24 protein-coding genes are annotated in these 22,820 nt (G+C 66.7%); 8 read left to right on the forward strand and 16 right to left on the reverse strand.

The window, feature by feature from the left end; genetic code table 11:
* Positions 1-542: hypothetical protein (locus tag G4D83_RS45750; RefSeq protein ID WP_205522865.1), on the forward strand; the 542-nt coding region annotated here is incomplete at its 5' end.
* Positions 543-613: 71 nt separating this feature from the next.
* On the opposite strand, the gene G4D83_RS44460 is transcribed toward G4D83_RS45750, so the two are convergent.
* Positions 614-1,315 carry a sterol desaturase family protein gene (locus G4D83_RS44460; protein WP_163871042.1) on the reverse strand — a complete coding sequence of 234 codons (702 nt, stop codon included), beginning with the start codon at positions 1,313-1,315 and terminating at the stop codon, positions 614-616.
* A 22-nt stretch (positions 1,316-1,337) separates the two neighbouring features.
* Positions 1,338-1,847, reverse strand: coding sequence for a peptide deformylase (def, locus tag G4D83_RS44465; protein ID WP_163871043.1), 510 nt, complete (start codon positions 1,845-1,847; stop codon positions 1,338-1,340).
* Between the two features lie 107 nt (positions 1,848-1,954).
* Between def and G4D83_RS44470 the strand changes: the two genes are divergently transcribed.
* Positions 1,955-2,437 (forward strand): nuclear transport factor 2 family protein, encoded by a 483-nt coding sequence (locus G4D83_RS44470; RefSeq protein ID WP_163871044.1) that lies wholly within the window; start codon positions 1,955-1,957, stop codon positions 2,435-2,437.
* 6 nt (positions 2,438-2,443) lie between these two features.
* Here the strand turns inward: G4D83_RS44470 and G4D83_RS44475 are convergent, their stop codons facing one another.
* Complete coding sequence (locus tag G4D83_RS44475; RefSeq protein WP_163871045.1) at positions 2,444-2,881, reverse strand: hypothetical protein; 438 nt, start codon at positions 2,879-2,881, stop codon at positions 2,444-2,446.
* Positions 2,878-3,345 (reverse strand): MarR family winged helix-turn-helix transcriptional regulator, encoded by a 468-nt coding sequence (locus G4D83_RS44480; RefSeq protein ID WP_163871046.1) that lies wholly within the window; start codon positions 3,343-3,345, stop codon positions 2,878-2,880. The genes G4D83_RS44475 and G4D83_RS44480 overlap by 4 nt, the downstream gene beginning before the upstream one ends.
* A gap of 72 nt (positions 3,346-3,417) precedes the next feature.
* On the opposite strand from G4D83_RS44480, the gene G4D83_RS44485 reads away from it, so the two are divergent.
* Positions 3,418-4,107, forward strand: a complete 690-nt coding sequence (locus G4D83_RS44485) for a hypothetical protein (protein ID WP_240357176.1) — start codon at positions 3,418-3,420, stop codon at positions 4,105-4,107.
* Positions 4,108-4,129: 22 nt separating this feature from the next.
* Here G4D83_RS44485 and G4D83_RS44490 read toward each other — a convergent pair whose 3' ends face one another.
* The 3 genes from G4D83_RS44490 to G4D83_RS44500 all read right to left on the reverse strand — a co-directional run bounded on the left by G4D83_RS44490 (position 4,130) and on the right by G4D83_RS44500 (position 6,646).
* On the reverse strand, positions 4,130-4,714 hold the full coding sequence (locus G4D83_RS44490; protein ID WP_163871047.1) for a hypothetical protein: 585 nt from the start codon (positions 4,712-4,714) through the stop codon (positions 4,130-4,132).
* A 163-nt stretch (positions 4,715-4,877) separates the two neighbouring features.
* Entirely contained in the window at positions 4,878-5,495 is a 618-nt protein-coding gene (locus tag G4D83_RS44495; protein ID WP_163871048.1) for a DUF2378 family protein, read from the reverse strand.
* A 38-nt stretch (positions 5,496-5,533) separates the two neighbouring features.
* Positions 5,534-6,646, reverse strand: a complete 1,113-nt coding sequence (locus G4D83_RS44500) for a 3-oxoacyl-ACP synthase III family protein (RefSeq protein WP_163871049.1) — start codon at positions 6,644-6,646, stop codon at positions 5,534-5,536.
* Between the two features lie 536 nt (positions 6,647-7,182).
* On the opposite strand from G4D83_RS44500, the gene G4D83_RS44505 reads away from it, so the two are divergent.
* Positions 7,183-8,877, forward strand: coding sequence for an MASE1 domain-containing protein (locus tag G4D83_RS44505; RefSeq protein ID WP_163871050.1), 1,695 nt, complete (start codon positions 7,183-7,185; stop codon positions 8,875-8,877).
* Positions 8,878-9,111: 234 nt separating this feature from the next.
* Here G4D83_RS44505 and G4D83_RS44510 read toward each other — a convergent pair whose 3' ends face one another.
* The 3 genes from G4D83_RS44510 to G4D83_RS44520 all read right to left on the reverse strand — a co-directional run bounded on the left by G4D83_RS44510 (position 9,112) and on the right by G4D83_RS44520 (position 11,206).
* Positions 9,112-9,639 (reverse strand): hypothetical protein, encoded by a 528-nt coding sequence (locus tag G4D83_RS44510; protein WP_163871051.1) that lies wholly within the window; start codon positions 9,637-9,639, stop codon positions 9,112-9,114.
* 595 nt (positions 9,640-10,234) lie between these two features.
* Positions 10,235-10,852 (reverse strand): vegetative protein, encoded by a 618-nt coding sequence (locus tag G4D83_RS44515; protein WP_240357177.1) that lies wholly within the window; start codon positions 10,850-10,852, stop codon positions 10,235-10,237.
* A 129-nt stretch (positions 10,853-10,981) separates the two neighbouring features.
* Complete coding sequence (locus G4D83_RS44520) at positions 10,982-11,206, reverse strand: hypothetical protein (RefSeq protein WP_163871052.1); 225 nt, start codon at positions 11,204-11,206, stop codon at positions 10,982-10,984.
* A gap of 199 nt (positions 11,207-11,405) precedes the next feature.
* On the opposite strand from G4D83_RS44520, the gene G4D83_RS44525 reads away from it, so the two are divergent.
* Together G4D83_RS44525 and G4D83_RS44530 are read left to right on the forward strand one after the other, a co-directional pair.
* Positions 11,406-12,254 carry an AAA family ATPase gene (locus G4D83_RS44525; protein ID WP_163871053.1) on the forward strand — a complete coding sequence of 283 codons (849 nt, stop codon included), beginning with the start codon at positions 11,406-11,408 and terminating at the stop codon, positions 12,252-12,254.
* A gap of 3 nt (positions 12,255-12,257) precedes the next feature.
* A complete protein-coding gene (locus G4D83_RS44530) occupies positions 12,258-13,466 on the forward strand; it encodes a vWA domain-containing protein (RefSeq protein WP_163871054.1) in 1,209 nt (402 codons plus the stop codon).
* A 5-nt stretch (positions 13,467-13,471) separates the two neighbouring features.
* Here the strand turns inward: G4D83_RS44530 and G4D83_RS44535 are convergent, their stop codons facing one another.
* The 6 genes from G4D83_RS44535 to G4D83_RS44560 form a co-directional block, all read right to left on the reverse strand.
* Positions 13,472-13,783 carry a hypothetical protein gene (locus G4D83_RS44535; RefSeq protein WP_163871055.1) on the reverse strand — a complete coding sequence of 104 codons (312 nt, stop codon included), beginning with the start codon at positions 13,781-13,783 and terminating at the stop codon, positions 13,472-13,474.
* Positions 13,784-13,964: 181 nt separating this feature from the next.
* Positions 13,965-15,368: a sigma-54-dependent transcriptional regulator gene (locus G4D83_RS44540; protein ID WP_163871056.1), complete on the reverse strand. Its 1,404-nt coding sequence runs from the start codon at positions 15,366-15,368 to the stop codon at positions 13,965-13,967.
* Positions 15,365-17,701, reverse strand: a complete 2,337-nt coding sequence (locus tag G4D83_RS44545) for a sensor histidine kinase (RefSeq protein ID WP_163871057.1) — start codon at positions 17,699-17,701, stop codon at positions 15,365-15,367. The genes G4D83_RS44540 and G4D83_RS44545 overlap by 4 nt, the downstream gene beginning before the upstream one ends.
* Before the next feature lie 22 nt (positions 17,702-17,723).
* A complete protein-coding gene (locus tag G4D83_RS44550; protein WP_163871058.1) occupies positions 17,724-18,218 on the reverse strand; it encodes a hypothetical protein in 495 nt (164 codons plus the stop codon).
* 438 nt (positions 18,219-18,656) lie between these two features.
* On the reverse strand, positions 18,657-19,367 hold the full coding sequence (locus G4D83_RS44555) for a hypothetical protein (protein ID WP_163871059.1): 711 nt from the start codon (positions 19,365-19,367) through the stop codon (positions 18,657-18,659).
* 158 nt (positions 19,368-19,525) lie between these two features.
* Entirely contained in the window at positions 19,526-20,287 is a 762-nt protein-coding gene (locus tag G4D83_RS44560) for a trypsin-like serine peptidase (RefSeq protein WP_163871060.1), read from the reverse strand.
* A gap of 551 nt (positions 20,288-20,838) precedes the next feature.
* On the opposite strand from G4D83_RS44560, the gene G4D83_RS44565 reads away from it, so the two are divergent.
* Positions 20,839-21,159: a hypothetical protein gene (locus tag G4D83_RS44565; RefSeq protein WP_163871061.1), complete on the forward strand. Its 321-nt coding sequence runs from the start codon at positions 20,839-20,841 to the stop codon at positions 21,157-21,159.
* A gap of 41 nt (positions 21,160-21,200) precedes the next feature.
* Entirely contained in the window at positions 21,201-22,622 is a 1,422-nt protein-coding gene (locus G4D83_RS44570) for a hypothetical protein (RefSeq protein ID WP_163871062.1), read from the forward strand.
* The last annotated feature ends 198 nt before the right edge of the window (positions 22,623-22,820 follow it).

Here is a 22,820-nt window from a genome sequence, read left to right on the forward strand (position 1 = left end):
CTCAGCGCTCCCTGGCTGGTGCCTTCTCAAAGATTGACTGCGGTTTCCGCAATCCTTCTCTTCTTCTTGGGCTTGCTATTTGGTTTTCAAAGACCGAGCCGCTTGTTTCAACCGCGACTTCCTGCTACCTTGCTGCCGCCTTCTGCTTCTTTCCGGCGTCAGCGGGGCGCCTCTTCTATTCCATCTTCGCGTCCCCGTCAACCACCCAGTTTCGCTTTTCTTCTTTGCTGCTTCCCGAAGTCCTCAGCGCCGCCCAGTGGCTTCCGCTGTCTCTTTCGGGAGGGCGGCTTCTACCACCACCGCACCCTGGATCAACCTATTTGGTTGGCTCCGTCTTCTTTCCTGCGTCCGCCCCGGTGAGTGACTGCGATCACCGTTTCGGCCAGGGGGCGCGGCTTCTATCACCGCCGCGTCCCAGGTCAACAACCTTCGTCGACCGTTTACTTCCCCCGTCCGTTCGCCGTCAGGTGCCGGGGCACCAAGGCGTCGAGCAGGGGTCCAGTTACTACCTCGTCACTTCTCGTCCGTCAAATACCGGATGATCGGTCGCGGGGATTTATCCACCGTCCCCCATTTCGAGAACCCCCGACGCCCCAGGAAGGCTTCCTCGGCCTCAAGGGTCGCCGCGCCGCCCGCCCTCCGACGTAGGGGGCGGGGCGAGTGTTCCGAACAGCCAGTCCGAGAGCGGAACGGTGATGTTGAAGTTCCAGCGGCCCATCTTCGACGGGTCGTGGTGCGCCTGATGGTGCCTCCGGAGCCAGATGAGCGGCCGGAGTCGGGCCAGCCAGTGCTCGGGCGGCAGGTGGTGGCAGAAGTGGAGCCACTCGTAGGAGAGGTAGTAGCCCACCACCGACGACACGAAGAGCCAGCCCGCGTTCCGCGTCGACACGAGGAAGGTGAGGCCCCCCAGCGGCGCGGCGACAGCTCCCAGGAAGAAGAGGAGCAACACCGGCGGGAAGAGCACCATCTTCACGTCCCGGGAGGACTCGTAGGCCAGGGCGTCATGGGTGAAGAAGCGGTGGTGCTGCTCGGTGTGGCGCTGAAAGAGGAGCCCCAGGCCTCGCCTCCTATGGTGCATGGGCCCCCGGTGCCCCAGGAACTCCACCCCGTTCCCCAGCAGGAAGACTCCGGGGACCGTCAACCACTCCCAGGGACGCACTGCCTCCACTCGAGAGAGCGCCAGCAGGATGACCGCCAGCGAGCCCAGGCTCGTGAAGGCGAAGTGCGCCCAGCCAGAGTACCGGGGACCGACGTGCTCGCCGCGGTACTGCTCGCGGAAGGCCGTGACCCGCTCGGGAATGGTGCCAGGCGCCATGTGCCCTCCCCCCAGGTCCTGTTCAGCTCTCCTTCTGCCGAGCCTTCATCTTCTGGAGCTTCTTCATCTTGTCCAGGATGAGCGTGCGCTTCAGCCCGGAGAGGTGGTCCACGAAGACGTGGCCGTCCAGGTGGTCGATTTCGTGCTGGAGGACGTGGGCCAGGCGCCCCTCCGCCTCCACCTCGTGCCACTCCCCCGTCCTGTCCTGGTAGCGGACCTTGACCTTGTGGAAGCGGCGGCACTTCTCCCATTCCCGAGGGACGGAGAGACAGCCCTCCTCCAACGTCACCGTCTCCTTCTTCTCGAGGATTTGCGGGTTGACGATTTCGAAGGACGTTCCGTCCTCACGCCCCACCAGGGCCACGCGCAGCGACTCGCCCACCTGATTGGCGGCGATGCCGATGCCTTCGGCTTCTTTCATGGATTCGGCCATCTCCTCCAGGAGCTTCTGGAGCGAGGGACCGAAGTCCGTCACGGGTTTCGTGGGCGAGGTGAGGACCTTGTGCGGCCAGATGACGATGTCGCGAGCCATGGGGCGCAATTTGCCATGTGCCCCCCTCCCGGTGCCACGCCGGAAGACCGTGGGTGGGGCTCGTGAAGCCCCAGCATGGCCGAGCACAGGTCTGGTAGACCTCCGGCATGCACCCGCACTCCCAGCTCATCACCGACTTCTACTCGGCGTTCCAGCGGCGCGACGCGAAGGCCATGAACGCCTGCTACCACCCGGACGTCGAGTTCTCCGACGCCGTCTTCCTCGGCCTGCGCCACGGGGGGACCACCGCCATGTGGAGCATGCTCGTCGAGCGAGGCAAGGACCTGGAGGTCACCTTCCGCGACGTCCAGGCCGATGACCGCACCGGCCGCGCCCACTGGGATGCCCACTACACCTTCGCCACCACCGGCCGGAAGGTCCTCAACCGCATCGACGCCCAGTTCGAGTTCCGCGACGGGAAGATTGTCCGCCACCAGGACAGCTTCGACTTCTGGACCTGGTCACGACAGGCCCTGGGCCCCGCTGGACTCGTCCTCGGCTGGACGCCCTTCCTCAAGAACAAGGTCCGCTCCCAGGCCCGCCGCACCCTGGACAAGTACATGAAGGACCACAACATCACCGGCCCCTGACTCCCGCTACCGGACCTCGCGCCCCTGCCTCAGCGGCTTCAGGTCCGGCGCCACCCAGCCTGCTCGTGCCTCGGCCGAGTCCAGGGTCGCCTTCTGGTAGTGGCTCGCCAACAGCCTCGCGTCGGCCAGCTCGGGGCTTGCCTCCAGCAACGCGTCGAGGGATGCGCTCCCGGGCGCCGCGTCCATCGCGCCCTGGACGAGCTCCGCCCAGCCCCGGGTCATCGTCTCGTGGTACTTGCCCGTCGCCCCGAGCGCCATGGCGTAGCCCCGGATGAGCCCGCGCAGGCGCGACAGTCCCCCCTCGAAGCCCTCCGCTCGCAGACACAGCCAGGCCAGCCGCAGATGCTCCCGGTGACGGAAGCGCTCTCCCGGCCAGGTGGCCGCCTCCACCGCCGTGAGGAAGTCCGCGTCCGTGTCCCCCACGCTGCCTCGTTGCTCGCTCATGATTTGGGGACCTTCTTCCTCGAGCCCGGCTTGCGCGCCGGTCGGGCCTCGCGGTCCACCTCGGCGAGGGCCTCCAGCCCCGTCGTCAAGCCCTCCACGTCCTCGTCTCCCAGCCGCTCCAGCACCGCGGCCTCCAGCGCCTCCAGGCGACGGTGGACCCGGGTGGCCAACGCCCGGCCCGTGCCCGTCAACAACACCTGGAACGAGCGCCGGTCCTCGGGCCTCGACTCCCGCTTCACCAGCCGCTTCGCCTCCAGCCGGTCCATGTAGCTGGTCAGTGTGGAGCGCTTGTGCGCGAAGGCCTGGTGCAGCTCGCTCAGCGACGTGTCTCCGGCTTCCAACAAGTAGGCCAACAGATGAGCCTCCCCCTGCGAGAGCCCCAGCGGAGGCTCGACGGCCTCCAGGAACAGGCCGATGCGGTGGGTGGCCCGGTGCACTTCCAGGACGAATCGGAGCCGCTTCATGGCGACAGCATAACAATCGCTCCGTTTTCGTAATTTCCGAAAGCGGAATGAATCGTCCTCCAGTCGACCCGCGTGCCCGCATCCCCCCGGATGCCCTATCCTCCGGGCATGCCCTCCGAGAACGTGCCCGTGGACGTGCTGGACCTCTGGCTCCTGGAGGCCGCCCTGGAGTTGCCGACGCCCCTCCACCTGCTCGTGGCGTCAGACCCCGCGGCCGCACTCAACATGCGCGATGACCCTCGCTTTTCCCACGAGGAGCTGTGCGAGCGCCTGGCCGCTCTCGCCGAGCGAGACCTCATCATCGTCCACGAGCACCCGGACGGCATGGAGGAGCTCTTCACTCCCGACGCGATTTCCAAGGCGCTCCTCCGGCCTCGCCCGCGCTCCTTCTTCGTCTATGAGCTCACGCCCTCGGGTGGCGCGCTCTGGGAGGCCCAGGCCCAGCCCGACTGGAGCCGCTACGTCAACGCGGGCGAGGAGCCCAGCGCCAATGAGGCCCCGGAGTCGTGGGTCATCGAGGCACTGAGCCTCGACATCGCCGAGGCGGAGTTCCGCTTCCACGAGGAGCTCGGCGACGGCAACCGCCCTGTCCCCGAGTCCAAGCTCGGGGAGGAACTGGCCCCCTGGAACGTGACGTACTGGAAGACGCTGCCGCGCGGGTATCGCCTCCGCTACACCAGCGTCCCTCGGACTCCCGACCCGGCCCGCGTCGCCGCGACTCCCCGTCGAGCACCTTGGTACACGCCTGTTCGACTGGGATGACGAGAGGAGCCGGGGTCCTCGCTCAGGGCGTCGTGGCCTTGGCTCCGGCGGCCTTCGGGGCCTCGGCCTTGTACACGTAGAGCGTGTAGTTCGAGCCCGTCGCGTAACCGGGCAGCTTCGCCGGGTTGAACACGCTGGTGCTCGACACCGTGCCTCCCGCGTAGCCGCTCGGCATCTCCACCAGCTTCAACGCACACCCCGCCAGCACGAGCCCCGCCACTGGGACGTCGTTGCTCACCAGCGTGCACGTCCCCGACGCCGTGAAGCTCCCTTCCGGGAGGTTGAAGCGCATGTGCGCCGGGATTTGCTGCCCCGCCGGAAACCGGGCGTCCGTGATTCGCAGGCACGCCGTCGCTGTCCCCACGCTCTTCTCGCCCCGGCTCACCCACCTGCCGTCGCGCTCGCGGCTCTTCGGGACGTAGATGCTCGCGCCCAGCTTCACCGTCGTCTCGAACGGCGCCTTCGCGCACACCGCCGCGTCCGGGGGCTTCGTCGGGTCCTCCTGCGTGCGGAACTGGTAGACCTCCTCCTCAGCTCGCGCCTCGGACGCTCCCGCCAGCACCACGCACGCACCCAGCACCACCGCACCACCGTGCCACCGCGACATAGGCTGCTCCCTCGGTTCGAGCCACCGGAGCCCCACGCGCAATCCGGCCTCATGTGCCGACAGGCCCGGCGCTCCGGCTGACCTCCGCTGCGAAAAAACAGAGACCTTCAATGCCCCTGGCGCGCACGGCCCCTCCGTACCGCGCGCGCCTGGAGGCCCGCTGCTACTGCCAGGACAGCGTGTACTCGGCGTCGAGCGGCCCCGTCTTCTTGCCGCTCACGTGCACCTGCTTTCCGCCCATCGCCTCGATGACCGCCTGGAGCACACCCTCGTGATAGGCCGGCGTCATGAAGTCGCGCTTCATCGTGAAGACGCCACTCGTGTCGCTCGTCCACGTCACGCCGCGCTCACCGTAGCTCACCGCCGCCCGGTAGCCCGAGTGCAGGTTGCCCAGCATCCGCTTCGGACTGTTCCCCGCCAGCAGCAACAACGTCTTGCCCGCCGCCGAGGACAGGAAGTCCGACGTCGCCTGCACTCCCATCCTCCGCAACGCCGGGTCGAACCCACCCAGCTGCGGCCCCATCACCTGCGCCGCCGTGAAGGACAACCGCAGGAACGCCGCCACCGGGTAGTTGAAGAAATCGATGTACTTCTTTTCGCCCGCGACGGCGAGGCAACGCTGCACCGCGGCTTCGCCACCAAGCACCTTCACCGCGCCAAGCACGCCATTGAAAAACAGTCCTCGCGCGGTGTCTTCTCGCGTCGCCAACGAGACGCGTTCCTCCAATTCGCGCGCGAGGTGAGGCTCGAGCGCGTCCGACGGCTGCTTCTTGTCTGTCATCAAACGGTGTCTCCACGGGGGAAGGAGGCACTCGAAGTTTACAGCCGAATCAACTGGGCGCCGTAGTGGATATTCGCTCCAACGGCCGCCACCAACACTATGTCCCCCGCCCCCAGTCGAACGCGACCCGCCTCCAGGTCCTCCGCGAGCAGGATGAGCATCCCCGCCGCCGACGTGTTTCCATACAAGTCAACATTGCAAGCGACCGCTTCCGGCGACAGCCCCGCGCGAGACACGAAGGCATCCATCACCCGCTTGTTGGGTTGGTGAAAGTAGTACCGCTTCACCTCACCCTTCAGCTCGGGTCTCGGACTCAACACCGTGTCGAGGCACTTCTGCATGTACTCGGGGTAGCTGCGCGCCACGCGAAACCCATCCACCACGAAGGCCATGTCCGCGGGACGCGACCGCCCTGGCTGGTAGGGAAGCTTCAACACCCCGCCCCCCTTGCGGATGACCAGGTCCCCATGCGCGTTGCCCGAAAACGAGGCCAGGATGCCCGCCCCGGCCGGCGCGTCCTGCTTCGTCTGGAGCACCACCGCTCCCGCCCCGTCCCCGAACACGTACATGGAGAGGTAGCCCTGGAGCGTCTTGGCCCGGCCCGGCCCCGGAGGCAGCTCGTCCAGGTACACCTCCCGGTTCACCAACGGCGACGTGAAGGCCGACGCCACCACCGCCACCGTGCGGAAGCGGCCCCCGTCCATCATCTTCTTCACCAGGTCCAACACGTACGTCGTGCCACCACACCCGTCGTCCACCACCAGCGCGAAGGCGTCCTCCCTCAGCCCCAGCCGATGGTGCAGTTGCATGGCGTCGTGGTTGAAGTGCGGCGCGTCCGGCGTGCACGTCACGACGAAGAGCGCGTCCAGCTCCCCCGCGTCCACACCCGAGGTCGTCAGCGCCTTGCGCAGCGCCACCTCGCACATGTCCGTGTTCGTCGCGGGATAGACATGGCCGTCGTCCTCCGGCGGAGGCACCGCGCGTCCCGTCACCTCGTCGATATCCCAGAGGAAGCGCCGCTCACGGATGCCCAGCTTCTCCTCGATGCGCTCCGCCGGCCAGCCGGGGATGGCTCGTGAGATGCGCGCATTGCTCACGCGACGCGATGGAACGAAAGCCCCGGCTCCGACGACACAGACATTGGGTGTCATTTCATGGCCTCGTCTTTTCACCGCCACGCCGGATGGGAGGGATTCCCTGGCCCGTTCTGTCGAGCAGGATTCACGCCAGAAACGAAGCCCTTGAAATGACGGTCCACTTTGTAAGAAGCGGCTTCATTTTTGAAGCCTCTGACGACCCTTCAACCGGGTAATTCCACGGATTTACTAGGGACGCGGTCGCACTTCAAAAATGAAGCACTTTGCGACATATCCGAAGCGGCCCCGCCGATACATTTACTTTCCGTGCGCGACGACTCCACTCAAGGCGGGCGGAGCCCCTGGAGAACCCCCCTGCGTTGCAAGTGATTGCGCACTTCCAGTGCCGAGACATCCGCGACCCACCCCTTTGCTACGTGCATGGAAGCCCGCTGGTTTTCAGGTCGAGCCGGTAAGCCGGGGTCCTCCTTGAGGTCGAGTGCTTCCCGGAGCGCGCGGGCCCGTGCCAGTCTCCGTCGACCGAAAGGCGTCGGAACCCACCGCCCCGTCGCGACGACTCATGTCCCGAGCGAGGCCCGACGAAATGGGACGTGCCCTCCCTCAAGTCCTACCCGCGCCGCTGGCAGCCCGTCATCCGACTCGTGCTCTTCGTCGGGGCCTATGCGCTCGGCGCCCGGCTGGGCTCGGTGCTCGCCTTCCCTCCCCACCTGGTCTCCGCCATGTGGCCCCCCAGCGGCGTGGCGCTCGTAGGGCTCCTGCTCACCCGACACCGGGAGTGGCCGCTGCTCGTGCTCGGCGCCATCCTGGTGGAGCCGTTCGCTGTCCACGACGCCCACCTGCCCGTCACCGCCGCCAGCTTCGTCGTCGCCACCGGCAACCTGCTCGAGGCCATGGTCGGCGCGGTGCTCCTGCGGCGACTGGTGCGCATCCACCCCGCGATGGACCGCGTGAGGGACGTGCTGGGACTGGTGGGGCTGGCCGCCCTCGGCAGCACCCTCATCAGCGCCAGCCTGGGCATGGGCTTCATGCTGTCGAACCAGCGCCTGACCCCCAGCGACTTCTGGCCCTCCTGGCGCGTGTTCTGGGTGGGCAACGCCATGGGCGTGCTGCTGGTGGCGCCCCTGCTGCTCACCTGGCTGTCGCGGGGACTCGACGGGTGGAACCGGCAACGGCGCCTGGAGCTGGCCACGCTGCTGCTGCTGCTCGGGGTGGCCACCCAGTGGGTGTTCAGCATGCCGCCCACCGCGGCGCCTCCCGCCACCTTCCACCCCGTCACCTACCTGTCCTTCCCCTTCCTGCTGTGGGCCGCCCTGCGCTTCGAGGCCCGGGGCACCACCATGGCCACCGCGGTGATGTCCACGCTCGCCCTCTGGCACACCGCCCACGGCAACGGCCCCTTCGCCCAGTTCGCCTGGCACAACGACAGCCTCACCTTCCTCCAGTCCTTCCTCGCCGTCGCCAGCGTGTCCGGACTGCTGCTCGCCAGCGCCCTCAGTGAGCGACGCCGCGCCCAGGAAGAGGTGAGCCACCTCAACCAGGAGCTGCGCCAGTCCCTGGAGACACTCGCCGCCACCCAGGCCACCCTCGTGCGCCGCGAGCGCATGGCCGCGCTCGGTGAGTTGAGCGCCACCGTGGCCCATGAGGTCCGCAACCCCCTGGGCGCCATCTCCAACGCGCTCGCCGCCATCCGCCGACTCGCGCCCCAGACGGCCACCGGGCCCGCGGGCACCCTGCTCGGCATCATGGATGAGGAGGTCCAACGCCTGGACCTCATCGTCAATGACCTGCTCGACTTCACCCGGCCCATGGAGCCCCGGCTGCGGGCCCAGGCGCTCGGGCCCGTCGTCGAGGGCGCGCTGACCGCGTCCCTGCGCTCAGGGCCTTCGGGCATCAGCGTCTCACGCGCCCTGGACGACGCGCTCCCGCCCATCGACCTGGATGCCCACCTGCTCCACGTCGCCCTCACCAACCTGTTCACCAATGCCGTGCAGGCCATGCCCTCCGGCGGCAACCTCGTCACGCGCATCGAACCGGATACTCGCGCCGGGACTCCTCACGCGAGGCTCACCATCTCCGATACCGGGCACGGCATCGCTCCCGAGGTGCAACAGCGCATCTTCGAGCCCTTCTTCACCACCCGCGCCAGCGGCACCGGACTGGGGCTCGCCATCGTCCGCCGCATCGTCGACGGACACCACGGCGAGGTCACCGTCAACAGCACCGTCGGCCAGGGCACCACCTTCACCGTGTGGCTGCCGTGCGCTGGGGTACAGTCCTCCGTCTGAAGCTGTGAAGCCGTGACGGTCCGCTTCGCGAGGTCTTCTGGACAGGTTGGGCCCGATGGGGCGCACCGCGCGCCGCTTCGATGGAGCCCCAGGACTTCGAGACACGGCGCGGACGTCCTCACGCCTTCCGTGTTCGCCACGCTCGAGACGGGCCGGACACCGTGGCTCGCACCACGGTGTCCGTGTCCCGTCGCGCGAGCGCCCCTTGAACAGGGCGCCCACCCCACTGCTTCTTCAGAACGGGATGTTGTCGTCGTCGCCCGGGGGCGGAACGTCGTCCTGGTAGCCGCCACCGCCACGACCGCCGTAGCCGCCACCACCTCCGCCGCCACGGTTGTCGTAGCCCTCGCTGCCGCCGCCCCCGCCACCCTGCTGACGCGCCATCTCCGCCTCGATGGCCGCGAGCAACTGGCGCTCCTTGTCGTGCCAGCGCGACTTGCTCGGGTCGTTCAGCGAGCGGCGCGCGCCATTCGCGTAGAACTCCAGGTCCTGCAGGCTCGCACCCACCACCGGCGCGCCCTTGCTGCGGCCGTAGTTCGGGAGGAGCATTCCGTCCCCTCCGCCGCCACCACCGCCAGCACTCGGCGCCGCCGCGCGACGAGGCGCCGCGGAGGCCGCATCCGGCGTCCCGCCGATGGACAGCTCGCCCATCTTCAGCGTGAAGCCTTCTTCGTTCTTGAACGCCGTGCCGACGCGCACCTGCTCCACGCGCCCATCGGGACGCCGCACCGCCACGGTGACTGGATAGCCTTGCTCACTCATGGCGCCCGAATCCCATCACCAGCCCCACACTGTCAACGGGAGCGCGCACCCTCCTGTCCGCCATCCACATGGCCGCCTGGATGACGCTCTTCCGCCCTCGCGAACCGGGGTCCGACGCACGCCACCTCGCCCATGGCGGAACGCTCTGGACACAACCGGGCAGGAGCGCGGCACACCCATGCGCGTCCTCGACCTTGCACCCGAGCACATCGCCGCACAGCCGCGCCGGGCCTGTGGCCCCCAGGCACTACCGTGCTCGACATGGTGCACAGCGCCTGCCACCCAGGCACCTCGCCTCTACCGGGCTCGGCATGGCGAGCCGTGCCGGACACCTGGGCACCTCGCCTCTCTACCGTGCCTGGCTTGGCGCGCAGGGCCTGACACCCAGGCACCTCGCCTTCACTGTTCCTGGCCTGGCGTGCCTCTGGCTCGGAGTCGGGGCTCCTGGACAGGCGAAGCTCATGTTTTGAATACACGTCTCACTCAGCGGCCCTTCTCAGGGACACTTGAACGAGGCGGAGGGCTCCCTCACTTCGGGAGCCCACCTCGAATGGACCGCGAGCTGGAGCGCGAAACCGCCGCGACTCCGCTGCCGCTACGCCATCCTGCCCTTCTTGCCACGCGCCGCCGTCTTGGACCGGGACGCTCCACGCGTCGCGGCCACCGGCTGGGCCGCCTGCAGCGCCTTGCTCGCCGCACGACCGCGAGGCAGCTTCACGTCCTGCACCGACTGCGGCCGGGCGTCATCCACCCACGCCGTCGGACGACGGTCCGTGCGCATCAGCAACCGCAGCTTCTGGTAGTGCGCCGAGCAGTACCCCTTCGAACGACTGGGGCGCTTGCAGCCGATGATGGCGCACGAACGCGAGCCATCCGCCGTCTTCGCTCCACGCGCCACCGGAGCCGGCGCCTTCGCCGCGCCCCGCGTCGCCACCAGCGGCAACTCCACCTGCGCCGCCGGACGACGACCGGGCTTGCCACGCTTCGCCGCCGGAGCCGGCAACACCGCCGCCTGCCGCGTCGTCGCCGCGGGACGAACTCCCGCCAACGCTCCCAACCGGCTGGTCAGCGGCGCCAGTCGGAACGTCACTGAACGCAGCATGTCCAGGGCCTCGAGGCCCTCCTCCAACCGATTCACCGCCTGCTGCAAAGGCACCAGCTGGGACTGCAGCTCGCGCCGGAACATCTCTCCAAGCTCATTCGCAATGGACATGTGCCGGGAGGATATACGCCGTCCTGGGTTATCGACAGGAAATACACTGCACGACGCGCGCCAACGGTCATCCTCCGAGCGATTTTGGGTCCCCACCCCTTCTCGGAGGTTCTGCGCTCAAAAGAGCGCTCAGACCGGAGGGCCCCCCTCTGAAACAGACGTATCAACCCCGGCCGTGGGCGGCGAGACGGCCTCCTCGGCCTTCCCCGCCTCCACTCCCTGGGGTGCTCGCGAAGCCTGGGTCTCCACCGTCGCGGGGCGCTCGGACAAGAGGGCGGTCGCCGTCGGGCAGGAGCGCACCATCGAGGAGAGGGCCCACACAAACAACAGCGTGACGACGAACGGGTGACCCACGACGAGTTCCTCCCAGCATTCGGATGCCCACCAAGAACGCGACGGGCGGGATTCCTTGGACCCGGTGGGATACGAACAACCATAGGCAAAGGGTCTGACGTGCCCTGGAGGGAGGGGCAGGGGCCCGCCGAGCAGCCCCCTCCCAGGCATGCCCCCAGGGCCCCCGCGGCGGCGCGACGGATGTTAAAGGAGGCGGGACATGACTCCGGCCCCTCCTTCCGTCCGCTTCCGAGGCACCGACTCCTACCTGACCCACGAGGGCCTCCAGGCCGCCGTCAACTGCGCCCTCACCCTCCAGCGACCCCTGCTGGTGAAGGGCGAGCCCGGCACCGGCAAGACGCTGCTGGCGGAGGCCATCGCCCAGGCCCTGGGACATACGCTGCTCACCTGGCACGTCAAGAGCACCACGCGCGCGCAGGACGGCCTGTATGTCTACGACACCGTGCAGCGCCTGTATGACTCGCGCTTCGGCGACGGCGACGTGCGAGACATCCGGCGATACATCCGCATGGGCCCCCTGGGCGAGGCGTTCTCCGCCCCCGAGCGCGTCGTGCTGCTCATCGACGAGGTCGACAAGGCGGACCTCGAGTTCCCCAACGACCTGCTCCACGAGTTGGACCGGATGCGCTTCCGCGTCACCGAGACGAACGACGAGGTGGCCGCGAAACACCGCCCCATCGTCGTGATTACGTCCAACAACGAGAAGGAGCTGCCGGACGCGTTCCTGCGCCGCTGCGTGTTCCACTTCATCGACTTCCCCGACGCGGAGCTCATGCGCCGCATCGTCGACGTGCACCACCCGGGGCTCGACGCCGCGCTCGCGGACCAGGCCCTCAAGGTCTTCTACGAGCTGCGCGGCTTCACCCGCCTGCGCAAGCGGCCCTCCACCAGCGAGCTCATCGACTGGATTGCCGTGCTCAAGGCCCAGGGCGTGAGTGACTTGAAGCTGGACGAGAACCTGCCGTTCCTCGGCGCCCTGCTGAAGAAGGAGCAGGACCTGGTCTCCGTCGCGGAGGCCTTCGGACGCGGCCGGCGCACCCGGGCCTGAGCCATGTTCCTGCCATTCTTCTACGAGCTGCGACGACGGGGCGTGAAGGTGGGCGCGCAGGAGGCGCTCGCCCTCGCGGGTGCGCTGAAGGCGGGCCTGCATGACAGCAGCCTCGATGGCTTCTACCACGTGGCTCGCGCGCTCCTGGTGCACTCGGAGACGCAGCTGGATTCGTTCGACCAGGCGTTCCTGTCCCACTTCCAGGGCGTGGAGACCGCGGGCCTGGAGCTGACGCAGGAGCTGATGTCCTGGCTGGAGGAGGCGCGCGACCGGCCGCGGTTGACGCCCGAGGAGTTGGCGCTGCTGGAGGCGCTGGACCCCGAGGAGATTCGTCGCCTGTTCGAGGAGCGGCTGCGCGAACAGAAGGAGCGGCACGACGGCGGCAACCGGTGGATTGGCACGGGGGGCACGTCGCCGTTCGGCAACAACGGGTTCGCGCGCGGGGGGATGCGCGTGGGGGGCAAGGCCGGCGGCAAGCAGGGCATGGCGATGATGCAGGCGGGGGCTCGCAGGTATGCGGGGTACCGCGATGACCTGGTGCTCGATACGCGGCAACTGGCCGTGGCGCTGCGCAAGCTGCGCGCGTTTGCTCGCGATGGGGCTCCGGATGAGCTGGACATCGACGAGAGCATCTCCGCCACCGCTCGCAACGCGGGGGAATTGGAGGTCGTGACTCGGCCTCCGCGCAGGCCGAACACCCGCGTGGTGCTGGCCATGGACGTGGGTGGGTCCATGGACCCGTATGCGGCGGTGATGAGCCGGCTGTTCTCCGTCGCGAGCCAGGCCACGCACTTCAAGGAACTGCGCATCTATTACTTTCACAACTGTGTGTACGGGAAGCTGTACGCGACTCCGCAGCTCACGGGTGGAATGACGGTTCCGGAGTTGGTCGCGCAGGTGGGCCGGCACCACAAGCTCGTCATGGTGGGCGATGCGTCCATGGCCCCGTATGAGCTGGCCATCCGCACGGACGCCGAGGGGCGATACAAGGCGGACGGGCAAGAGGGGCTGACGTGGCTGATGCAACTGGCCCAGCACTTCGAGCGCAATGTGTGGCTCAACCCGGAGCCCATGGGTTCGTGGCGCTCGGGGTCCATCGCGATGATTGCGCAGGTGTTCCCCATGTTCTCCCTGACCGTGGAGGGCTTGGGTGAGGCCGTGGCGCATCTGACTCGCGGGCGGACCGTGAAGGGTGCGGCGGCGCGGCGCTGAGTGACTCAGCGGTCTCGGGGTGATGGAGCGAGCAACCCCGCGAGCGCGCCCACCGCCGTGGAGCCCAGGGCCACGAGCATCTGGGGCAGTGGCCACTCGGGCCGCTTGTAGGCCACGACGAGTCCACCGACGAGGGCCGTCAGCGCGGTGAGCCCCAGGGTGACCACCACGATTCGGTAGATCCATCGGTCCGCGAATGGGTCCTCGGTGAGGCTCCTCGCCATCTCCGTTGGCGCCAGCTTCGCGCGCTGAAGGAACTGCTCGTCCGTCAGTCGCTGACTCAGCAGCTCCACATCGACGAGCCGTCGGGCTTTCATACGGAACTCCTCTGGCACCGGGCGAGCGCGGCATTGAGCCCGGCAGGGTGTCCCGGAGGGCAGAGCAACTCGCATGCCTCGGAGTTCTGGTGCGCGAGTACCGGGATGCGACGTGACTGGACAGCCGCGCCCTGGCCGAAACGCTCCATTCCCTGGACGATTCCGGGGAGCGACGGACCGGTCAGTCCTCGGTAGAGGACTCACCTTCGGCACCGTCCGGTCGGCCCAGCCTTCTTTCGATGGCCTTGCGGTGGACACCGAGCAACCGCGCAGCAGCGCTCTTGTTTCCCTCGGCCAGTGTCATCGCCTCGGCGATGAGGGCCTGCTCGACGTGCAGCAACCGGTCCCCTATCTCAGGCAGCCTCAGGATGGACCTGGCGAGCTGCTTCACCGGGTCCTCCGTGGGTATCCCTCGCCGCTCGCGCCCCGGGAGCTGGGCCAGCGTCTCCGGTGTCACATGGTCCTCCTCCGCGAAGACGGTCAGTCGGTCCACCAGCGTGCGGAGCTGACGCACGTTGCCGGGCCAGCTCGCACGGGTCAGCACCGCCACGGCCTCCTCGGAGAATTGGAGCCGGCGTCGCTGACGGGTCACGAAGTGGGCCAGGAGCGCGGGAATGTCCTCACGCCGCTCGTCGAGCGCCGGCACCTGCACCTCGAGCACCGCGAGCCGGTAGTACAAGTCCTCGCGGAAGCCTCGCTGCTTCACGCGCTCCTCCAGGTCCGCGTGCGTCGCCGCGACGACTCGCCCCTGGAAGACGAGGTCCTCCGTCGAACCCACACGACGGTAGGCCCCCGTCTCCAGGACACGCAGCAACTTGGCCTGGAGGCTGAGTGGCAGCTCGGCGATTTCGTCCAGGAAGAGCGTTCCCGGCCCCACCGCCGACAACAGACCTTCTTGTCGCCGCTCCGCTCCAGTGAAGGCGCCTCGCTCGTGACCGAAGAGCTGCGACTCCATGAGGAACTCGGGAATGGCGCCGCAGTTGACGTCCAACCACGGCGCATCCGGCCGCGGCCCCAACGTGTGGAGCGCGCGGGCCACCAGCTCCTTGCCGGAACCCGTGGGCCCCGTCACCAGCGCGGGCCGGTCCGACAGCGCCACGCGCCGGACCACCGAGAGCAGTCGCTTCATGGCCTCGGACGTGCCCACCACCCCTGAAGGCAGCCCCTCCGGCCCGTTGCGGGCGCGCAGCACACGTACCTCGTGCTCCAGCTTCCGTCGGTCCCTCAACCCCTCGAGGATGGGGAGGATGAGCTCCTCACACAGCTCGTCCTTGAGGACGTAGTCATAGGCGCCCAGCCGCATGGCGGCTCGAATCTCCGCCATCTCGTTGGACACCGTCACCACGATGGGCACCGCGCTCGTGTGGCGACGAATCTCCCCGATGAGCGTCAGGCCATCGCGGTTGCGTGAATCCGAGTCCAGGCGGATGTCGACCAGGGCCACGTCCACGGAGGTCTCGGCGAGCACCTTGCGGGCTTCGACCAGGCTCGCCGCCTCGCACAACTCCACGCCCACCATGGGGGACAACACCGAGGTGAGCACCCGGCGCGCGCTGCGCTGGTCATCGACAATGAGGATTCTCATGCGACCTCCTGTGTGGTCGGGGCCTTGATGCTTCCATCCAGCGGCGTGTGGACCCGAAAGCAGGTGCGGTCGTCCTCACGGTGCACGGAGATGCTCCAACCGAAGCGACGGACGATTCGCTGCGTGACGGCGAGCCCCAGCCCCAGGCCCCCCTGTCTCGTGGTCACCCAGGGGTCGAAGAGCGTGTCCCTCGCGGACTCGGGCACTCCAGGACCCGAGTCCCAGACCTCGAGGACTCGCTCGGTGCGCTCTTCCCTGGCTCTCACACCGATGTGGCCCGCGGGTCCCGCCGCCTGTGCGGCGTTGCGCAGCAGGTTGGCGAAGAGCTGCACCATGGCATCTGGCTCCGCGAGCAGCGTGAGCTCGGGAGCCACGTCGACGGAAGCCACCACCCGTGCCTCCTGCATCTGGTCGCGGATGAGGTCCAGCGCACGGCGGACACGGGGGAGCACGAGGACAGGCTCCAGCTTCGGTGGAGGGAGCGACAGCCGGCGGAGCGAGATGAGCATTCGCTCCAGTCGCTCGATCTCCTCCTGGCCGATGTCGATGTCCTCACCGTCGAGCGACTTCCCCTTGCCGCCCTGACGCAGCAGGTGCCGGAAGAAGTTCAGGGGATAGGCCATCTCATGTGAGATTTCAGCGCTCAGCAGGGCCAGGGCCAGACGCTTCTCTTCATGCGCCGCGTCCACCTGGGCCTGACGCAGTTGCTCCAGCTCACGCAGGACCTGGGTGTTGTGCAGCGCCACCCCGGCGAGGCTCGCGATGGTGTGGAGCAGCTCCAGGTCTTCCGAGGTGTAGAGGGCCTGTTGCTCCTTGGGGGCCAGCAACAGAACACCTCGGAGCTCACCGAGCGAGCGCATGGGCACGAGCAGCTTTCGCTGCCATGCGTCTTCCTGCGTCCACAGATGGGCTCCCGCGCCCAGACGTGCCCGCGCGTCCTCGGGGAGATGGGACACAGCGCTCAGCTCGGCCGTGTCGAGCACCTGGACTCGGCCGGTGGACAGCCAGCGCAGGATGACTCGCTCCACGGTGTCGCGGATGGCCCCTGGGTCCCTGGGCGCCGCCAGCTCGTCACTGAGCTGCTCGACTGTGGGCCGGAACTGGAGGGTCGCGGGAAAGAAGAGCCGGTCGACCCAGGGCTTGCCCAGGAGGACCAACACCACGAAGACACTCACTGCGGCGACCCCGGGGAGCACATCGGGGACTCCGTAGGTCGCGAGGAGCTGCGACATTCCGCGCCACGTGAAGGCCGCCGCGAGCAGTCCCGCGAGGACCAGGGGCACGGCCATCAAGCGCCGCGTGAGCACCGCAGTCACTTCGAGCACGTTCTGACGGATGAGTCCGTGGCCGATGGACAGCGGAAGCGTGGCGATGAGGCAGGGGACCATCAGGTAGAGCCCCCGGCCGAAGAAGACGAAGAACGCGACGAGCACGGGCAACAGCGCCAGGCCCCAGGCAGCGGAGAGGAGCTCTGCTCGCTGGCGGCCCTTGCTGCCTCGGATGCGCACGAGGATGGAAAGGCCGCAGACGAGCAGAGAGCCTTGGGAGAAGTCATTGACCCGGGCGCGCATCCACGCCGTCTCGAGCCCTGCGTGGGGCGCGACCAGCAACCACGCGGCGACTCCGAGCGCTCCCGCGCACAGTGCCGCGAGCGCCGTACGCCAGAGGCGACGGAAGCGGACGGGGCGCTCGGGAAAGGCATAGCCGAGCCAGATGAGACCGATGCCAGTGCCCAGCCGCGAGGCGATGAACAGCGGCATGTACGCGGCACGCGTGTGGTAGTCGAAGAGGGTGAGCAGGAAGACGAAACCCGAGATGCACAACACTCCGTAGGCCACTGCTCCGTCACGTCGCCCCGCCAGCAGCAGGACGAGCAGCCCGGACCAGAGGAGGAACGCCCCCACCAAGGCGTAGACGCCGTAGAGGAAGAGCACCTCCTCCGCGCCGAAGAGGCGGATGGGTTGGCGCAAGGTGAGCGGCTGGCTCCCTTGCGAGAACTCCAGCGAGACCTCGGCGCGCCCCGCGTCATGCGCGCGCTGAATGCAGTCCTGGAGTTGCTGTCCCGGGAAGACGCCTTGCCGGGCCAGGGCCACATCGATGGCATCACCGTCACAGGCGATGACGGGATTGGGGTGTCGCAACGGGAGGCGCTGATTGTTCCATTGCGGCAGATAGACCGAGGAGAAGGCTCCGTAGGGGTCCACCAGCAGCGAGGCGAAGGGAGTGCCCCAGGTACCCCAGGCGCTGGAGGTGACCGCGGCCCCCAGACCGAGCGACGCCGCGGCCAGCACCGCCACGACAAAGCGCAATGAGGAACTGGGGCCCGCTGTCATCCGTTCATCTCCCCCCACGACGTCAACCTGGCGCTTCGGCGCGGGCGTCCTTCGCGAGTCCGTACAGCGTGGCCACGGACTCACCGAGGACCAGCGCCGCCAGCTCATTCTGGAACGAATGGCTGGCGGGACGCACGTCGTCGAGCTCACGGGCGCGCTCCGCGAGCCATGTGCCCAGGTGTGAAAATCCACCCGCCCCCGCGACCTCGGCTCCGAGCCGCGCTACCCGGGGGGCTGCTCGAAGCAGTCCTCCTGGAGGCACGCCGAGCGCGGCTGGGAAGCTGACGCCGTGCAGTCGCGCGTCCTCTTCGTGGTCCAACGCGTCGTCCAGGCACTGCGAGCTGAGCAGGAGCAGGTCGAAGGCTCGACGGAAGGTGGGGAGCCGCTCCGGCCTGCCGTGAGCGAGGATGAGGCAGAACGAGGCGGTTCCCAGCCACGCCACCTTGCGGCTGACGAGGTCCACATACTGGGGGATGGTCAGGGCTCGCTGTTCGAGACAGGTGCGTTCGAGGTCCATCCCGGATTCCCAAGCGGTCAGCGCGGCATGCGTCGCATGCGTAGCAAGAGCCTCGCTGCCTGTGGCGTCAGCGAGAGACCGACACCACTGGTCGAACAGGCATGCCCCCAGCCGTGGCCACTCCGGTCGGTCGGCCACTTGACCGTCCGAGAGGCGGTCGATGAAGAGCCCGAAGAAGCCCCCGCGCCGATGGGCCCGGAGGTAGTGACGCCGATGTTCCCCGGACAAGTGAGGTCGCCCCTGGAGCTTCGCGTCCTCGGAAGCGAAGTCCGAGAGCGATTGGAAGGGCTTGAGCGCTGCGTAATCCCCCCAGCCTCCGTCAGTCTGTTCCGTCAGTCCGAGGTGGAACGGGAGTTCCGCCGCGAGCGACCGCAGGTCCACCGGAAGCCCTTCGACAGATTCGGCATAATCAAGGCGGCACTCATCCATGATGGCAGCTCAGTAGCAATTGAATTGGACTCGACTTTCACGCTGAGCCCTCATGCACGATGCGAGATTGCCATCGCCATAGGGTTCGAGGCTAACGAGCTGATTCGGTGCAATCAGGGCCCTGAGTTGCTTGATGAAATCATCGCTCCAGCGAAGCGTCACGCCCGAATGGCGTCCATCCCGGGAGACAAGAAGCACATCCGAGTCATAGGTCTCCTGCAGAACGGCACGGATACCCGGATGGTCGTCGAAAATAGCGGCCTGCTTCAACCTCGTAAGCAAGCGATGCGCTTCCAAACCCGCTGGGCTCTTGTCGTCCGTGTGGCTGAGAAGGCCGTGATAGACGAGCTGGATTTCATACGGACCTGCGTCGAGAACCGAAGCTCCACCCACCACTCGCGGCGTACCGGGCTTGCTGTCCTTGTCCTGGATGTTCCTCACAGCCGCATAGACAGGGTTCAAGAGGGCCATCCTGAGGCGAACAAGCTGCTCATCGAAGTCCAGGACAAGAGACTCCTCGGCATGGGCAGACAATATCCCATTAATCTCATCACACATCGACTGAGGAATGACCCCCAGCCCGGCAGTTCGAAATGCGTCACAAAGTTGCTGACGCCGCTCAATCCCCGCCAGCAACCCAGCCTCCACCTGCGGCGAAGGGAAAATCTTGCCGTAGATACGCCGGAGCAACTCCTGCCTCACCAAGTTTTTCGATTTCATGTACTTTCCCGCTTCACCCAGCGCAAGACCGCGATGATCCAAAACACTTCCGCCTAGGGAGTCACCTCTGGCGTTTGCCAGCCCCCAAAGCATCCTTCAGGACCGGACTGCCCCCAAGGACCAGGAGCGCCCCCCCTCTGCCTTCCGCGATATGGCCTTTACCGAGAATGGGAGCCCAGCTTGGAGTAGGCCTGATGCCCGCCAAATGATTCGTCATGCGCCGGCCCATCCTTTAGGAGAGCAGCAGCCAAGGCATTGGGAGTCCGCTCCAACTGCCGCCCGATATCCTCGAGAATCGCGCCAACGACAACACCCTCGTTCGCCAGCACCGCGGGGTCCTCGGGCAGAGGCAACTCCCCATCCTTGTCTCCCAGCAGCAACTCCACATGTGACTCATCCGGGTCACGGAGCAGGTCGCCGCTGTGAAGCGCGACAACTCGCCACGCGTCATCCAAGACAGGTGCGCCCGAAGAGCCCCTCGTTACATCACAGATGTACCAGAGGCGGGAGGCAATATTTTCGACACCTGATGCGGCCGGATTGCTCAGCGAGACAACCTTGTTTTCGCGAAGAGCGATGCGCTTGGACGCCCCGAGCGGATGGTGAATGATTGAAACAGCATCTCCGGGATGGCTCGTCAATCCCCCTCTAAGCCACAGCCACCCCTGGCGCAGGAGGTCCGCGCCTTCGATGGAACGAGGCGCGACCGCCACCAGGGCGTAATCCAGGTTGGCATCCGCGATGAAGCACCGCTCCGGCTCGAGAGCAAAGCTAATCGTCGCTCTCCTGGAAACACCGGGGCTCTCGCTCTGCTCAAAGTCAACCTGATAGCGCTGCGCCGTTTCTTTTGTCTGCAAGATGTGATGGTTCGCCAGGAGAAGCTCCGGACCCACCAGAAACGCCGTCGCACCGTTTCCCATCCAATCGGGTTGGCTCCGGAGCCGAAGCCTGGCGACGGATTCCGCCGCCCTCAACCCGTTCAAGAGATATGAGATATCAAGGTAGTCCGCACTTCCAAATGTAACTGTGCCTGCCACGGTTGTTCTCCTTGGATGGGCCCATGGTGAGCGGTCTTGTCCGCCTGATTCCAAGCCTCCCGCCGAGAAGCTCGTCACGGGGTCACGAAGCACATCAGCCCTTGCGCTCATGCACAGCTCGACCCAAAGCAACCCGCATGCCTGACATGTCCTCGGCGAGGCACGGCACTGAACAATCCCCCACTCCAACTGGCGCCCGGCGAGCTCCTGGTCGAATCCGTCCACGCCTCCTCGTCGTGTGGACGCAACCGTCCAATCAGCGAATGGGTCCCTGAGAAACATCGAAAGCAAGACAGTGAGGCACAGGCCTTGCTTTCCTACCGGGAGTCCATCCACCTGGAGTTGCTCGGCTGTCCCAGCCAGGGAGGGCCCTAGATGCATCCTGATGGGTGGCTCTCATCTCAGCGACTGCCACAAGCCCCGGAGCACCCAACATGCCCACAGAGAGATTGACCTTCAAGATTGCGTGGAGAGAACCTATTCCCGCCAGGCTCACCTATCTCATCGACAATGGCACCGTCATCACCCACCCGAATGGCGATGACGACAGGCTCACCGGCACACAGGAAATTCTCTTCACCTACGATGCCCCAAAATCCGACATCCACATCATCCGCTGGCTGCTCTGGTTTCCAGAACATACCTTGACGAAACTCGCCGCCACGGCACGCCGGAGTTCTAGCAGGAAGTTCTCGCCCCTCAACAGCCAACCCGGAGAACAGAAGATTTATTGGGAAAGGTCGGGTGCCTTGTGAGGAAGGGCTCGACGTTCTGGGCTCCTTGGCTCGTGCTCTGCTTGAGCAGCGCGGCCCTGGCCAGCCCCGCGCTCGACCAACTCAAGCAAGCAAGCCTCCATGAGCAGCGCTGTCTGTGCCAGCAACTCGAGACTCAGACACTGTTCACCCGCGTTCGGGAAACCACCACGCCAGTGGACTCTCAATCCTCGGCGGGAGAACTCCTCGCGCGCGCGGAGGCAGCAATCCAGGCCTCGGTCGATGACGCGAAGGCGGGCTTCACCATCGCCCCCCTGCGATTCATCGAGGGATATAAAGGTCCCCTCAACCCTCAACTGACCTTCGCCGCGTTCGACGACGGCCGGACTCGGCTGGGCGCGGCACTCAACGGCGTGTATTCCGTTGCAAAGAACCCTTCCCCCAAAGGCCTCAAAATCTCCTTCTGTTCCTACGATGAAGGGGCATATCGGAACACCCTTGATAGGGCAGGCCCCTCACTGCGTCGTGCCTGCGCCGTGGTGGCCTCGCTGCCAGACCCAGCACCGGGTTTTTCTCCGGGAGACGAAGAGCCCATCGAACGAGAGACCTGGCGCATCGTGCGCCATCTCTGTGGTGTCGACGAGGCGCCTCAGGTCGAAACGAAATCCCCTCCTGGCTCCTGCAAGCAAACGTGGACGTTCGAGGACGCCGCCATCCGGGTGGTCCGGGCCATCCAGAACGAAACCATTCGCCTTGAGAGGATTGGAGTACCTGCTCAAAAAGAAATGTCCCAGCTCACCGAGCGACTGGAGCCCTTCACCGCGGAGCTTCAGACCTTGGCCGAGCACGAAGCACCTGGCTTCGTGCCCCGTTTTACGACGATCGAGGACGCCATCCGCCAGTACGCGTGGCGCCGCTCGCGATATGTGCTGGGCGTCGATGGGCGCGTGGACTTCTTCCCCTTAAAGGGGGGCTTCAACCCATCTGCTGAACCCGACAAAAACCCACTTCCCAGGGCACAGCTCGCCTCCTGGCAGGCCAATCTGGCTGGTTCATGGGGACGCGAGCGTGTCTTCCTCAAGATGGGGTTGCTCCTGGGGCAGAAGCGAAGCGAGCACATGGACTCCCTCAACCCCTTGAGCCCAGGCCTGTCCTTCAAGGCCACCTATGTCGTGGGTGCACTCGTGGGTCAGCTCACGGACGATGAGGAGAATGTTCAGGTCGAGGGACAGGAGTTGCCTCCACATCTGCTCGTGGGCATGGAGGGCTCCGTCGCGTTCGTGACGAAGCGAACTCCGACACATCCCAATCTCGTGGACAACGCCAACGCCGCGCTCTGGCTCGAGTTCCGCTTCACCGAGAAGCTGGCGGTGCGCACCGGATTCCAGCTCGATGCAGAAACCGTGACGCGCCCGGAGGACACCTCCTCGACACCACCCAGGGCGGAGCTCGGCAAGCTCCAGTACTCCGTCCCGGCATTCGTCCTGACGGCACTCCAGTTCTGATGCTCCATGTGTTCCCGGTCATGGCTTCACCACACGAGAGCAACTCCCACCTTTCGTGTGATGCGGCGGCACACCGCTGAAGTCGCTCGCCGCCCTCTCCCGGAGCAGGGAATTCCCGGCCCCCCGTGGACCACAGGACGGCGGGCGGGCGAGGACTCTCGTTTCGTGCGGCGCACCGGCCCCAGTTACGGCATGGTG

This window comes from Myxococcus eversor, from assembly GCF_010894455.1.
Lineage (GTDB): Bacteria > Myxococcota > Myxococcia > Myxococcales > Myxococcaceae > Myxococcus > Myxococcus eversor.

Bases quoted from the DNA above. Each gene is read 5' to 3' on its own strand.
- G4D83_RS44565 (WP_163871061.1), top strand. From the start codon at position 20,839: ATGCCCACAGAGAGATTGACCTTCAAGATTGCGTGGAGAGAACCTATT.
- G4D83_RS44500 (WP_163871049.1), bottom strand. From the start codon at position 6,646: ATGACACCCAATGTCTGTGTCGTCGGAGCCGGGGCTTTCGTTCCATCG.
- G4D83_RS44530 (WP_163871054.1), top strand. From the start codon at position 12,258: ATGTTCCTGCCATTCTTCTACGAGCTGCGACGACGGGGCGTGAAGGTG.
- G4D83_RS44480 (WP_163871046.1), bottom strand. From the start codon at position 3,345: ATGAAGCGGCTCCGATTCGTCCTGGAAGTGCACCGGGCCACCCACCGC.
- def (WP_163871043.1), bottom strand. From the start codon at position 1,847: ATGGCTCGCGACATCGTCATCTGGCCGCACAAGGTCCTCACCTCGCCC.
- G4D83_RS44555 (WP_163871059.1), bottom strand. From the start codon at position 19,367: ATGAAATCGAAAAACTTGGTGAGGCAGGAGTTGCTCCGGCGTATCTAC.
- G4D83_RS44460 (WP_163871042.1), bottom strand. From the start codon at position 1,315: ATGGCGCCTGGCACCATTCCCGAGCGGGTCACGGCCTTCCGCGAGCAG.
- G4D83_RS44545 (WP_163871057.1), bottom strand. From the start codon at position 17,701: ATGACAGCGGGCCCCAGTTCCTCATTGCGCTTTGTCGTGGCGGTGCTG.
- G4D83_RS44535 (WP_163871055.1), bottom strand. From the start codon at position 13,783: ATGAAAGCCCGACGGCTCGTCGATGTGGAGCTGCTGAGTCAGCGACTG.
- G4D83_RS44495 (WP_163871048.1), bottom strand. From the start codon at position 5,495: ATGACAGACAAGAAGCAGCCGTCGGACGCGCTCGAGCCTCACCTCGCG.
- G4D83_RS44525 (WP_163871053.1), top strand. From the start codon at position 11,406: ATGACTCCGGCCCCTCCTTCCGTCCGCTTCCGAGGCACCGACTCCTAC.
- G4D83_RS44490 (WP_163871047.1), bottom strand. From the start codon at position 4,714: ATGTCGCGGTGGCACGGTGGTGCGGTGGTGCTGGGTGCGTGCGTGGTG.
- G4D83_RS44475 (WP_163871045.1), bottom strand. From the start codon at position 2,881: ATGAGCGAGCAACGAGGCAGCGTGGGGGACACGGACGCGGACTTCCTC.
- G4D83_RS44515 (WP_240357177.1), bottom strand. From the start codon at position 10,852: ATGTCCATTGCGAATGAGCTTGGAGAGATGTTCCGGCGCGAGCTGCAG.
- G4D83_RS44540 (WP_163871056.1), bottom strand. From the start codon at position 15,368: ATGAGAATCCTCATTGTCGATGACCAGCGCAGCGCGCGCCGGGTGCTC.
- G4D83_RS44470 (WP_163871044.1), top strand. From the start codon at position 1,955: ATGCACCCGCACTCCCAGCTCATCACCGACTTCTACTCGGCGTTCCAG.
- G4D83_RS44510 (WP_163871051.1), bottom strand. From the start codon at position 9,639: ATGAGTGAGCAAGGCTATCCAGTCACCGTGGCGGTGCGGCGTCCCGAT.
- G4D83_RS44560 (WP_163871060.1), bottom strand. From the start codon at position 20,287: ATGGGAAACGGTGCGACGGCGTTTCTGGTGGGTCCGGAGCTTCTCCTG.
- G4D83_RS44550 (WP_163871058.1), bottom strand. From the start codon at position 18,218: ATGGACCTCGAACGCACCTGTCTCGAACAGCGAGCCCTGACCATCCCC.